This is a genomic window from Candidatus Nitrotoga sp. M5 (genome assembly GCF_927904885.1).
Lineage (GTDB): Bacteria > Pseudomonadota > Gammaproteobacteria > Burkholderiales > Gallionellaceae > Nitrotoga.
Genome location: NZ_CAKMNW010000056.1, coordinates 92,027 through 104,932 on the forward strand (window position 1 = coordinate 92,027; position 12,906 = coordinate 104,932).

The window sequence follows — 12,906 nt, forward strand, 5'->3', positions numbered from 1 at the left end:
GCACTTTGAGTCACTATAAGAAAACATTAGCGTATGGCAATCATCAACTCACCTTGGAAACCGGGGAAATTGCACGTCAGGCAAGCGGAGCAGTCGTGATCAGCTTGGACGATACGGTCGTTCTGGTCACCGTGGTAGGCAGGAAAGATGCCAAACCGGAGCAGGATTTCTTCCCGTTGACTGTGGATTATCAGGAGCGTACCTATGCTGCAGGCAAGATTCCAGGCGGTTTCTTTCGACGTGAAGGACGTCCTAGCGAAAAGGAAGTCTTGACATCTCGTTTGATCGATCGCCCTTTACGCCCGCTGTTTCCGGAGGGTTTCTATAATGAAGTGCAAATCGTTGCAACGGTGATATCTTCCGATAACCAGATTGACTCTGATATTCCTGCCCTGATTGGTGCTTCTGCAGCCTTGGCGTTGTCTGGTATTCCATTTGATGGACCCATAGGTGCGGCTCGCGTCGGTTATCTAAATGGTGAATATGTACTCAACCCGACCGGGGAGGAGCTTGCTCTCACCAAAATGAATTTGGTAGTCGCTGGTACGGAACAGGCGGTCTTGATGGTGGAGTCAGAAGCTCAAGAACTTTCTGAAGACGTTATGCTAGGCGCTGTAATGTATGGTCACCAGCAGATGCAAGTAGTGATTCAGGCGATTAACGAAATGGCGGATGAAGTCGGTGCTCCGGATTGGGATTGGAATGCACCAGTGCATGACATTGCGTTGAGTTCTAAAGTTGCCGAACTGGCCGAAAATGACTTGCAGAAAGCTTATGCTGTTCGCGAAAAACAGGCACGTACCAATCAAGTGGACTCGATTCGTGTACGTGTTCTGGACGCTATGTCCGTATCTGAAAATGGATCTGTTCCAAAAAATCATATTAATGATCTGTTTCAAGCACTGGAATCTAAGATTGTACGTGGCCAGATACTAAGCGGCGAACCTCGGATAGACGGACGTGACACACGTACAGTGCGCCCGATTGCCATACGTACTGGCGTACTGCCACGCACACATGGTTCAGCCTTGTTTACCCGAGGTGAAACTCAAGCACTGGTAGTAGCCACTCTAGGCACTGCACGTGATGCGCAGAAAATTGATGCTTTGCAAGGCGATTATTTGGATCGCTTCATGCTTCATTACAATTTCCCCCCCTATTCTACCGGTGAGACTGGTCGTGTTGGTACACCAAAGCGACGTGAAATTGGTCATGGTCGTCTGGCTAAGCGTGCCTTGGTCGCAGCATTGCCGAGTGAGGAGGAGTTCGGGTATTCCATTCGCGTGGTTTCTGAAATCACCGAGTCGAATGGATCCAGTTCAATGGCTTCAGTATGTGGGGGTTGCTTGGCGATGATGGATGCTGGTGTGCCAGTCAAGACTCATGTGGCAGGTATCGCCATGGGATTGATTAAAGAAGGTAATCGTTTTGCTGTACTAACCGATATCCTTGGTGATGAAGATCATCTGGGTGACATGGATTTTAAAGTTGCAGGATCAGAGCAGGGTATCACTGCTCTACAAATGGACATCAAAATCAATGGAATAACGAGTGAAATTATGCAAGTTGCCTTGAGTCAGGCGCGCGAAGGACGCTTGCATATCTTGGGTATCATGAAGCAGGCCATGCCTACTGTACGTGAAGAGGTGTCGGCACATGCGCCGCGTATGATTAAAATTAAGATCAACCCTGAAAAAATCCGTGATGTGATTGGCAAGGGCGGCGCTGTAATACGCACGTTAACTGAGGAGACTGGTACCACTATCGATATTGACGATGAAGGCAATGTAACTATCGCAAGTATTAGTGGTGAAGGTGGAATGATAGCTAAGAAACGTATTGAAGATATAGTAGCAGAAGTTGAGGTAGGAAAAGTATATGAAGGTCCAGTTGTCAAGTTGTTGGATTTTGGCGCGATCGTTAATATTATGCCTGGGAAAGATGGTTTACTTCACATTTCGCAAATTTCAAACGAGCGTGTTAATGTTGTGTCGGATATTCTGAAAGAAGGTCAGATTGTTAAAGTTAAGGTGCTGGAGGCTGATGAGAAAGGTCGCTTGCGTTTAAGTATGAAGGCTCTTATTGTGGTAGAGCCTTCAGCCCCTGAAGTTCCTGAAGCTCCTGTTGCAGAATAAAAGTTGAAAATATGGTGTAATAAAAAAGCCCCTCAGTATGGGGCTTTTTACATAGAAAATTTCAATGCATTGTAAATGCACATGCGAATGGAATGAATAAACCGATTACTTGCGATATTTTTTGCACTGTGATCGATAACTTCGGTGACATTGGCGTGTGTTGGCGGTTGGCTAAACAACTGACGCACGAGCATGGGATGATAGTGAGATTATGGGTGGATGACCTGTTGAGTTTTTGCAGGCTGCACCCGATAATCTGTCCCGATATGCCAATACAGGATTGCTTTGGCGTGGAAATCAGGCACTGGAGCTCATCTTGTTTTGAGATTCCATTTCTAAATGTAGAGCCGTCGCAGCTGGTGATTGAGGCGTTCGCATGTGAGCTGCCCGAGCACTACGTGGCAGAGATGGTTGCGCAAGAGTACAAATCGATTTGGATTAATCTGGAATACCTCAGTGCGGAAGAATGGGTGGCTGGCTGTCATTGCCTACCCTCCCCCCATCCTACTTTACCGCTCACTAAATATTTTTTTTTCCCAGGGTTTGCACCACAAACCGGTGGATTGCTGCTGGAGCAAGATCTCATTGCACGACGCGATGCATTTCAGAGCGAACCGCATACACAGGCTGCGTTTTGGCGAGCACTTGGCGTGCCATTACCTAAATCAGACGAAATGCGCGTGTCAATGTTCTGCTATGAAAACATCGCGCTGCCGGAATTATTTTGTACTTGGAGTGAGTCCAATTTCCCAGTGTTGTGTTTAGTATCGGAAGGCTGTGTGTTGTCCCAGGTAGCGTCCTTTTTTGGACGGGAACACGTTGAAGCGGGTGACACATTACAGTGCGGTAATTTGGAAGTCCGAGTATTGCCGTTTATCGAACAGGATCGTTACGATGAACTTATGTGGGCCTGCGATATTAACTTTGTACGAGGAGAAGATTCATTTGTGCGTGCGCAATGGGCGGGCAAGCCATTTGTTTGGCACATTTATCCGCAGCAGGATTGCGCTCATATTAATAAGCTTAGTTCATTCATGGAGTTATATTGTTTAGGACTGCAATTAGATATAGCACAAGTATTAAATAATTTGTGGGAAGGATGGAACATTGGGAACAGCGCAGATCAAGCATTCTTTCCAAGCTCAAAGCAAGCTTGGAAAGAATGCTTGGCTCATAAATACTTATGGCAGAGACATTCGCGCGACTGGTCGCAACGTTTATCCGGAAATAGCCTCGTTTTGAATTTGCTGAATTTTGTTAAAAAAATTGATAGAATACACAGCTTAGAATGTAAATCAGATATTTAAGGTAAGTAAACATGAAAACAGCACAAGAACTGCGGGTAGGTAATGTCGTTATGGTCGGCAGCGACCCCATGGTGGTGCTAAAGGCTGAATATACCCGTTCTGGCCGTAATGGTTCGGTAGTTAAAATGAAACTTAAGAACTTGTTGACTGACTCCCCTAGTGAGGCAATATATAGGGCGGACGACAAATTTGAAATAGTACTGCTTGATCGAAAGGAGGCCACTTATTCTTATTTTGCCGATCCTATGTATGTTTTTATGGATGCTGATTACAACCAGTATGAGGTAGAAAAAGAAAATTTGGGCGAATCGCTCAATTATCTCGAAGATGGTATGGCCTGCGAGATGGTATTTTATAACGAAAAAGCTATTTCGGTTGACCTGCCTAATACGGTTGTACGTGAAATTATCTACACCGAACCGGCAGCGCGTGGCGACACTTCCGGCAAAGTAATGAAGCCTGCAAAAATTGGTTCTGGGACAGAGTTGCAGGTGGCCGCATTTTGCGAAATTGGTGATAAAATTGAAATCGATACACGCACTAACGAATTCAAACGCCGTGTTAATGTTTGATTATACAAATTTAATTTGCATTCTGCTAAAGTCAAGTCAATATCTTAAATTTGGTGAGACGGTTACATATTGGGATGAATAATTCTCACGGATAAGCGACAAGGAACCGTCGTTGAGCTTAAGGAGGTTTGACGGAGTTGCGAGCCACTGTTTATCAAGAAATATTATTTATAAACAGCAGGATACGAAAATATGTGATGTGTCAAAGTCCAGATTGATTCTTTCATCAACGCACGTATCCTTCACGTTCTAGTTTGAGCAAAATTTGTTGTACTGCCTCTTCCACGCTGATATTGGAGGTGTCAATTACTAATTCTGGTTTTTCCGGTGTTTCATAGGGGTCACTAATGCCGGTGAATTCTTTAACAATGCCTGCACGGGCTTTAGCATAAAGTCCTTTTCGATCACGACCTTCGCATACTTGCAGCGGCGTAGCCACGTAGATTTCAAAAAAACCGCCCAATGGTTCAATCATGTTCCGTACGTCTCGGCGTGTGACTTGATAGGGGGCAATCGGTGCGCAAATTGCAATACCGTGGTTCTTAGTTATTTCGGAAGCTACGAAACCGATTCTTCGCACGTTGATATCGCGATGCTCGCGCGAGAAGCCTAGTTCGCTGGAAAGATGTTTGCGCATGATATCGCCATCCAACAAAGTTACTTGCCTGCCACCCATTTCCAGTAGCTTGGTCATAAGCACTTTGGCCAAAGTTGATTTTCCAGCGCCAGACAAACCTGTAAAAAATATCGTAAGGCCCTGTCTGTCCCGGGATGGATTGGCTATACGTAATTCGTTCAGTACTTCAGGATAAGAAAACCATTCAGGGACTGGTAGCCCTTCCACTAGACGACGTTTCAATTCCGTATCGGTCAAACTAGCGCTAAATACTCCTTCAGGCACTTCTTCCAGAGGTAGGTATTGTGCACGTTCTTCTACGTAAACCATGCGTGGAAATGGGATCAGTTCTACGCCTACAGCGTTGCGCTTCGCTGCATTGGCGGGCAAACTGTACTCTTGGAACAAATCAATGCCGCGTCGTGTACCTTCATTTTCTGTATATTCGCCACCAACAATTAAATGAGAGCAGCCATAATTACGTTGCACAATGGCTTTCCAAAAAACTTCTCGCAAGCCAGACCCGCGAGGGTATAGAGGAAGTAAGGAGATGGCCGTTGTTGCGGAAGAAAAACGTGGCATGATAGCCTGATAGCAGCGAATCATGGTGAAGTAATCAGGATGATCAGGTCCTGTGTCACCGATGACAGGGTGGATTAATAAATTGGCTTCATAGGCCATGGCAGAACGCAAAGTCAATTCATATTGAGCACGATGTAAGGGTTGATGTGCCTGAAAAGCAATGATACGGCGCCAGCCGCGCCTAGTGAACGATTTGCGCAATTCTTCCGGTGTAAGGTGGAGAGTCGGGTAATCGTGGCGTAAGGGCGAGGACAACCCCTCAAGGTGCCCAGAAACAGTATGCTGGCCTTTTTTCTGGAAAAGGTGGGCTACACCAGGGTGAGCGGGGTCATTGGAATTGAATAGGGCTTGTGCTTCTACTGTTCTGTCAGGCTGCCAAAGCTCTTCCACTGTAATCACAGCTAGCATAAAGCCCTCCGGATCGCGCAACGCAAGGCGGCTTCCGGGCACAAGTTGCTGGGCAGTTGAGGCTGGAACATCCAGAGTAATGGGCATAGGCCAAAACGTACCATCAGCAAGGCACATGTCGTTCAGAACACTGTTGTAGTCGGCCTGATTCATGAATCCGCGTAATGGAGAAAATCCCCCGTTAAGTAGCAACTCCAAATCTGATAATTGTTGCTGGTTAAGATCCAGAGATGGAAAATCTATAGCTTGCTGGCACAAGGTCTCTGCACGTGCTTGGTCGATATTCAGATCAACCAAATCGCCACCATAAGGTGAAATTAATTTGTCTATTATGTTATTCATTGTGATTGAATGTTGTGTTGAATACTTGATTGAACCGGCCAAATTGATCTTCGGGCAGGCAATTAATGCCTGCAGCCCCTTTTCTTCCCCCGCCCGTTTCAAATTGCTCGCACACGTTATTGGCCCCGTTTTTTGTAGCCAATGGTGCGCGCACGCTAACTACGAACCCTCCATTAGTGCGTTTAGTTAAAATGGCATGTGCTTTTAAAGGAAATGCAGTGGCCAGGAGATTTCCAAATACGCCAGAGATGCGCCGACTCCATGGTGCATCGGGAAGCAAGTATATCGCCCCAGCGGTAGTTTCCACTTCTGGTTTCAGTTTTTGGGCGAGTGTAATATCTTCAATATAGCCATTTTTCAAAGTTTCAAAGGCTGGTTCTTCATGGATAAAGGTAAATGGGTTGTGATGGTGGTGTATGACTTGATAAAGTTCAGCTGGGTGAAAATATAAATCTTGTAATGACTCACCATAGGCATTGTAGTTGATGCATTCTCCCAATTCTTTCAGCGCATCTAGCTGAGTAGTGGTAAGTTGCAGAGTTTTGGATGTGTGAATAGCACTTTCATGCATGTTGTCCCCAAATGCGGCGACTACTGCCCAGATTAAAAATTGTCCGTTTAGGTGATTGTTAACCAACATGCTAGTGCAGGTATTGGGGCAAGTGTCGATAAAAGTAGTGAGTTGAGGATGAGCTGGTATGTCGCCAGGAATATGATGGTCAAAATATCGCACTTGCGCTCCGCGCTCCAAAGCTAGCAATAGTGCGTCCCGGTTTTTGCTCATGGCAATGTCTAATACAGTAATTTGGTCACCAACTTCAGCCTGAATTTTTTCCAACAATAAAATATCTCGTTTTACGCCCGTAACAAGAATACTTTTTGCCGGATGAGCGAGACGTAGTTGATGTAAGGCACAAATACCGTCCGCATCGCCGTTAAAGATATCGTAGATTGTCACAATGCTCACTATAGTTAAAATTTTATCTATCAGATAAATAGAGATAGTATGGGCTGGCGATGTTATTAATCACGCGAATTTATGGAAAGCTTGAGTTAAATGGAAATTAACTTATTCTGAATTAAACGGGGCTTTGAAAGTGCAGGGTTTGTCGCAAAATAGCCTTTGATACCACTGAGAATGGCGCGTGCCATTTTCTTCTGGTAGCCCTTGTTATTCAGGCGACGCTCTTCACTCGGATTGCTGATGAAAGCAGTTTCAATCAATATGGAAGGAATGTCCGGTGACTTCAGTACAGCGAAACCAGCTTGCTGAACAGAGCTACCATGCAATTTATTGATGTTGCCCATCTCCCCCAGCACATGTTTGGCTAGCTTCATGCTGTCGCTGATGGTGGCAGTTTGCGAAAGATCAAGCAATGTGCGTGCGAGATCGGGGTCTTTTGCTGCGAGATTCACGCCGCCAATTAGATCGGCCTCGTTTTCTTTTTTTGCTAGCCAGCGAGCGCTGGCACTAGTAGCACCACGTTCGGACAGGGCAAATACTGAGGAGCCACGTACATGGGGTTTAATGAACGCGTCGGCATGGATAGAGATAAGCAAGTCGGCGTGTACTTGGCGCGCTTTTTGTACACGTCCATTCAGTGAAATGAAATAATCGCCGTCACGAATTAATACGCCAGTCATGTCCGTGGTTTCATCTATTAGCTCTTTCAGTTTGCGCGCGATCGCAAGCGTGACGGTTTTTTCGTAGGTGTCACGGTATCCTATCGCGCCCGAATCTTCGCCGCCATGTCCGGCGTCGATAGCAATGATGAGTTTACGTGCTTTCATCTCAGGTTGGCGACGTGATGTGGAATCGCTTGAGTCTGTTTGTTGATTTAACTGACCTACGGTGGCTGGAGCAGATTCCAGCGTACGAATTACTGACTTCTCCTGCAATAGTGCCATCATCGGGTCAAAAGGAATAGCGGGATAGAGATCAAGAACCATTCGATGACTGTATTTTGCTACCGGTGTGAGGTTGAATAATTCTGGCTTAACTTGGGATTTAAGGTCGAACACCAAGCGCGCTATACCAGGTTTGAAGCGGGCCACGCGTATACTTTTTATGTAAGGGTCGTCGCTGTGAACTTTGTTGGTGAGCTCATTTAGAAGACCATTTATTTCGACATCTTTCAGGTCAATTACCAGTCGATCGGGGTTGCTAAGGGTAAATTGTTCATAGCGGATCGGTTTGGCTGATTCCAGCGTTACGCGAGTGTATTCAGGTGCTGGCCAAACGCGGGCTGCAGTGATAGTGGTGGCTGCCTGTGCGTGGGAAAACCACAGTAAAAGGCTAAATACAATTAACTTTGTAGTGTTTCTAAGCATTCCCAACCCGTCTGTGAAATTGCACGAACTTCAATATTTCGACCATTACTCATTGTTCCAGTGGATAAAATTTTGAGTGTAATTTCCACATCTGCCTGTGGCAGAACGTCTTGCGCTTTTTCGGGCCACTCCACTAGACATACATTCCGTCCGTCAAATTCATCGCGGAAGCCAGAGTCATCCCATTCGTCCGCATCGTGGAAGCGATAGAGATCAAAGTGGCATAAGTGTAACCCACCCGCTTGATATAGCTCAAGTAAAGTATAAGTCGGGCTTTTTACCCGTCCAATATAGCCCATCGCATGCAGTAATGCACGAACCAAAGTGGTTTTGCCGGCACCTAAATCGCCGTGCAGGTAAATAACCATACCAGGTTTTATTCCGAGTGCGAGTCGGGCCGCAAAAGCAACGGTAGCGACTTCATCGACCAGAGACAGGCTTATTCGGCTATTATTCTGATTATGCAAATCGAGACACCTCAAATTTTGGATTACACCGCACTGGCCACCAATATAAAGGAATGGGGTATGGCGCTTGGTTTTCAGGCAGTAGGTATCGCTGATATCAATCTGCATGATGCCGAGGAGCGCTTGCTGGAATGGCTCACGCGAGGCTTCCATGGCGAGATGGATTATATGGCAAAACATGGTGTTAAACGCAGCCGTCCAGCGGAATTAATTCCGGGTACTCTGCGCGTCATCTCTGTACGTATGGACTACTATCCACCCAGTGTGAAAGATGCTTGGGATGTGATGGAGGATGGCAACTGTGCTTTCATTTCACGCTATGCCTTGGGGCGCGACTACCACAAAGTGTTGCGCAACCGCTTGGAAAAATTAGCAAAAAAAATTCGCACTCAGGTGAGCGGTTTCAGTTATCGCGTATTCACCGACAGCGCGCCAGTCATGGAAGTAGAGTTGGCATATAAAGCTCGGCTGGGCTGGCGTGGCAAGCACACATTGCTGTTGTCGCGCGATCGTGGTTCGTGGTTTTTTCTTGGCGAGCTCTACACCGATCTGCCACTTCCCATTGATAAACCAGAATCAGATCATTGCGGTACCTGTATGGCGTGTATTCAAGTATGTCCGACACAGGCTATCATCGCCCCCTATAAGCTAGATGCACGACGCTGCATTTCCTATCTGACGATCGAACTTAAAAGTAGTATTCCGGTAGCGTTACGCCCGCTTATTGGCAATCGCATTTATGGCTGCGACGATTGTCAAATGGTGTGTCCGTGGAACCGTTTTGCGCACAAAAGCCTTGAGCCGGATTTCGCTGCAAGACATGGATTGGATGATGTTGCATTAACAGAATTATTTAGATGGAACGAAGAAACGTTTAAGCAGAAATTTTCTGGTAGTGCAATTTACCGCATCGGCCATGAGCAATGGTTGCGCAACATCGCTGTGGCGTTAGGTAATGCGCCCAAAAGCATTGAAGTGCTGGCCGCGCTACAAGCTCGTGCTCAAGATGAGTCTCCATTAGTGCGCGAGCATGTAGCGTGGGCACTGGAGCGGCAAAAAAACTGACAAATTGTTAACTCAAATAATCAATTAGAAATAGTCACGACTTATACATATCCAACGGATCCAGACTTGGATTGACAGCGCATCAAGCCAAAAACCCTCGAACCATTGACATTGCAGGCAAGGAAAACTACATGCCCCACGAGATCTTCAGCAAGGTAATATCCTAGCTAAAATAAGGTTAATCTATGAGGGGCACATGACCACTACACTACTGGCGATTGAAAATACTTGATAAGTACAACCCGTGCTTATTACGGTTAGCGCCCAATCGCATAAGTGTCGAGCAACATAGGTAAACGAAAGAACCTTAACCTCACAAATTTTATTGCCGCGAAACAGTCGCGATGCAACGTGCGGCAGCACTCCGCACTTTGCGATTTATAGGTTTTATTCAAGATAAAATTTCTTAACTGAGAATTAAAGTTGTACCGATGACAACTTTAATTCCATAGCTTATAGAGACAGCACAAATGTCACCAGCTTCTCGATATCTTCATCCGATACTCGAGGAGAGTTTGGGGGCATTGGGATTCCACCGGTTACCTTCGTCCAGTTGCCCTTGCCGCCTGTCTTCACCTTTGCAATCAGACGCGTCTTGGCGTCAGGATCATCCTTGTAGCGATTGCTTACGTCGCGCCATGCGGGGCCGACTAGCTTGGTTTCGATCTTGTGGCAGGCTAGGCAGCCATTTTGTTTGGCTAACATTAGTCCTGCCTCATGACTCAGTGCTTTACCTGCAACACCGTTACTTGCCGCATGTGGCATTTTGGTTTTCGCTGGAGTGGGGGCTACAGATTCTAGCGCTGTCTTCTCCGACACCTTTTTATTTGTGGGTGTGAGCATTGGTTGCTCGGTAACGATTGGAGAGCTTTGTTTTAAGTTAGGAGTTTTATTATGGCTAACCAGCTCATCCTTCATACTGTCATTTGTCTTCGGTAGGTTGCCTGTTTCTTCAGGCGGTGTTGGAGGAGCGACCGTCGGCGCTGGTAGTGTCTTTTCCGATTCTGATTCTGATTCTGATTCCGACTCATTGTCCTCCGTGGGGGAGGCCATAGACGGATCGGGGATAACGGGTGTGTTGTTCTCAATTAAAGGAGGCGATATTGGGGCAACAGTGGGTTCTTTTTCACTCTTGTCTCCACACGCGGATAACATCAATACAGTAATGGCAATAACAAATTTTAGCTGTTTCATATTCACCTCGTTTTGTTGATGCACTTATGCCTTGCCTTTATGAGCGGCGTTCGATGTCGTTATTAAGTGGCATGGTGAACGCTTTGACAAGGTGACCGATTTTAGTATAAGCACTATTGCTATGGATTAGCAATAGTTTCTGCCAATTACTACATCCTTGTGATATTTAGTTGGCACTATACTTATCGATTCGATCCCCCTGTGCCAGGCTAATTACCGTCTCAAATTTTTATGATGAGGCATGGAGGCAACGATGCACGCTATCGAATAGCCCGGTGCGCGCAGGCGTGGCCACCGTGGCCTCGTTATTCCCTCGAACGTCATTGTCTTGGGCTTTACCCGCATTGCTCGATATTTTCCTGCGGGCGTACCCATTCTACGGTCTTGCCAAACAATGGTATGCCGACGTAACCGCGAACTTTGAGCGTGCCGTCGTTCTCCAGGCTAATGGTGCCGTTGAAATCGCGGCCATCGCCCGGATTGTAGATTTTTCCTGCGTTCCATGTGTTGTCATTCACACGTCGAAAGCCGTTCAGAATAGTCAGTCCGCACAATGGACGGTCGCGCAGTGCAATGTCGGGGTTATTCAGGTCTCGCTTTGGGTGGCCACTGGCCGACCGTAGCTTTTTCAGCCAGTAGATACGCCCACAAAGCAGGCCATTGCAATCCTCGATCCAGACGGCCACCTTGCGCTTGTTACTCTCGACCCATGGACCACGAATATCATCGCTGATGATAATTTCCGGCGCGCTTACGACGGGCGATGCCAGCACGAATGTCAGCAGCAGCGATGCCAGCGACCGAGTCAGCGAGCGAAAAACGACTCGCTCAGAGACGGCGTTCTGGGTCAACGCCGCGTGTGCTCGCGATTCCATGCAGCCAAATTCTTCAGCGGTTGCTTGACGTAGGTGCTGGCTTGGATCAAGCGCACGATCAGGTAGTTGACCAGCGTACCGACGCGGTCCATCGGCCGGTCGATGTCGAGGAATAACACGGCGCGGGTCTCGTCGGTGTCGTTGCGCACCTCGTGCTCGTAGGTATCGTCAAATAGTACCACTTCGCCTTCTTTCCAATTTAGAATCTGGTCGTCCACTCTAATCCAGACGTTCCGCCAATCTTTGGGCACCTTCAGCCCTAGATGCGCACGCACCACCGCGCGAGTAGGTCCCTTGTGTGGTTCAATGTGATAGCGTGGTGCCAAGATCGAGAACATTGCAGTTCGCATACCCGGCAACGAATCGAGCAGAGCAGCCGTGCGTGGACACAGTGAACAATTGTCGTCCACTCGCTGACCATAGATATAAAAAGCAAAAGTCTTCCAGTTGTTGCCCTTGGATATGCGCTTTTGGTCTGGAGAAAGCTGATGAAAAGTGGGAATATCCTCAGGGTGTTCAAGCAAGGCATCGAGCTCGGCGCGGATCTCGCGCCATGCGCCTTCGACTTGCGCTACCCAGGCAAATTCAGTGTTAGCAATCACTGGCGTCGTGCTAATCAGTGAATGGCGCGCTTGAAAACGTCCCAGCCAGCGCAGCAGATGTTTGCCACATTTCACAATCAGGCGACGCCACCAAGGCGTTGTGTCAGAAGTCGTAGCGGCAGTCGTATTCATTGAAATTCCCGATCAATAATGTGGTGATAACCTTTCTTATCTCCGAAAATTGACCTTAGATCAAGACGAGTTAATGGTTGAACGCGATCTACTGTTGGTATTGAAGGCTTAAAAATATCCGCTTGATTGTCTTGCTGGAGCATGTAGCCTGATTTATGCATAGAAATGAAAAATACAATTTTATTATTTGATGCAACACGGTTTCAAAAAATTTTTTAAAATAAAGGGCACCTCTAAAAACCATAGCTTTCAAACTTTCCGGCCCAAACTTTATGAAC

At 46.8% G+C, this 12,906-nt stretch carries 12 protein-coding genes; 4 read left to right on the plus strand and 8 right to left on the minus strand.

Annotated elements, in window-relative coordinates; translation table 11 throughout:
* Window positions 1-5 precede the first annotated feature (5 nt).
* The 3 genes from pnp to efp all read left to right on the plus strand — a co-directional run bounded on the left by pnp (window position 6) and on the right by efp (window position 4,014).
* Window positions 6-2,135, plus strand: a complete 2,130-nt coding sequence (gene pnp, locus MJ770_RS10960; protein ID WP_239254071.1) for a polyribonucleotide nucleotidyltransferase — start codon at window positions 6-8, stop codon at window positions 2,133-2,135.
* Between the two features lie 92 nt (window positions 2,136-2,227).
* Window positions 2,228-3,442, plus strand: coding sequence for an elongation factor P maturation arginine rhamnosyltransferase EarP (gene earP, locus MJ770_RS10965; RefSeq protein ID WP_239254072.1), 1,215 nt, complete (start codon window positions 2,228-2,230; stop codon window positions 3,440-3,442).
* Window positions 3,443-3,453: 11 nt separating this feature from the next.
* The gene (gene efp / locus MJ770_RS10970) at window positions 3,454-4,014 is read left to right on the plus strand and encodes an elongation factor P (RefSeq protein ID WP_239254073.1); all 561 of its coding nucleotides are present in this window, start codon (window positions 3,454-3,456) and stop codon (window positions 4,012-4,014) included.
* A gap of 226 nt (window positions 4,015-4,240) precedes the next feature.
* Here efp and MJ770_RS10975 read toward each other — a convergent pair whose 3' ends face one another.
* The 4 genes from MJ770_RS10975 to tsaE all read right to left on the minus strand — a co-directional run bounded on the left by MJ770_RS10975 (window position 4,241) and on the right by tsaE (window position 8,760).
* A complete protein-coding gene (locus MJ770_RS10975) occupies window positions 4,241-5,962 on the minus strand; it encodes a bifunctional sulfate adenylyltransferase/adenylylsulfate kinase (RefSeq protein ID WP_239254074.1) in 1,722 nt (573 codons plus the stop codon).
* Window positions 5,955-6,920 carry an acetyltransferase gene (locus MJ770_RS10980; protein WP_239254075.1) on the minus strand — a complete coding sequence of 322 codons (966 nt, stop codon included), beginning with the start codon at window positions 6,918-6,920 and terminating at the stop codon, window positions 5,955-5,957. Before MJ770_RS10980 ends, MJ770_RS10975 begins: the two co-directional genes overlap by 8 nt.
* A 95-nt stretch (window positions 6,921-7,015) precedes the next feature.
* Entirely contained in the window at window positions 7,016-8,293 is a 1,278-nt protein-coding gene (locus MJ770_RS10985) for an N-acetylmuramoyl-L-alanine amidase (RefSeq protein ID WP_239254076.1), read from the minus strand.
* Window positions 8,269-8,760, minus strand: a complete 492-nt coding sequence (gene tsaE, locus MJ770_RS10990) for a tRNA (adenosine(37)-N6)-threonylcarbamoyltransferase complex ATPase subunit type 1 TsaE (RefSeq protein WP_239254080.1) — start codon at window positions 8,758-8,760, stop codon at window positions 8,269-8,271. Before tsaE ends, MJ770_RS10985 begins: the two co-directional genes overlap by 25 nt.
* On the opposite strand from tsaE, the gene queG reads away from it, so the two are divergent.
* Window positions 8,755-9,825, plus strand: coding sequence for a tRNA epoxyqueuosine(34) reductase QueG (gene queG, locus MJ770_RS10995; protein ID WP_239254082.1), 1,071 nt, complete (start codon window positions 8,755-8,757; stop codon window positions 9,823-9,825). The genes tsaE and queG overlap by 6 nt on opposite strands.
* A 453-nt stretch (window positions 9,826-10,278) precedes the next feature.
* Here queG and MJ770_RS11000 read toward each other — a convergent pair whose 3' ends face one another.
* The 4 genes from MJ770_RS11000 to MJ770_RS11015 form a co-directional block, all read right to left on the minus strand.
* On the minus strand, window positions 10,279-11,019 hold the full coding sequence (locus tag MJ770_RS11000; protein ID WP_239254084.1) for a c-type cytochrome: 741 nt from the start codon (window positions 11,017-11,019) through the stop codon (window positions 10,279-10,281).
* Window positions 11,020-11,354: 335 nt separating this feature from the next.
* The gene (locus tag MJ770_RS11005; protein ID WP_239254086.1) at window positions 11,355-11,792 is read right to left on the minus strand and encodes a DUF2147 domain-containing protein; all 438 of its coding nucleotides are present in this window, start codon (window positions 11,790-11,792) and stop codon (window positions 11,355-11,357) included.
* Between the two features lie 74 nt (window positions 11,793-11,866).
* A complete protein-coding gene (locus MJ770_RS11010; RefSeq protein WP_239254088.1) occupies window positions 11,867-12,628 on the minus strand; it encodes an aspartyl/asparaginyl beta-hydroxylase domain-containing protein in 762 nt (253 codons plus the stop codon).
* Window positions 12,629-12,716: 88 nt separating this feature from the next.
* Window positions 12,717-12,906: hypothetical protein (locus MJ770_RS11015; protein WP_239254090.1), on the minus strand; the 190-nt coding region annotated here is incomplete at its 5' end.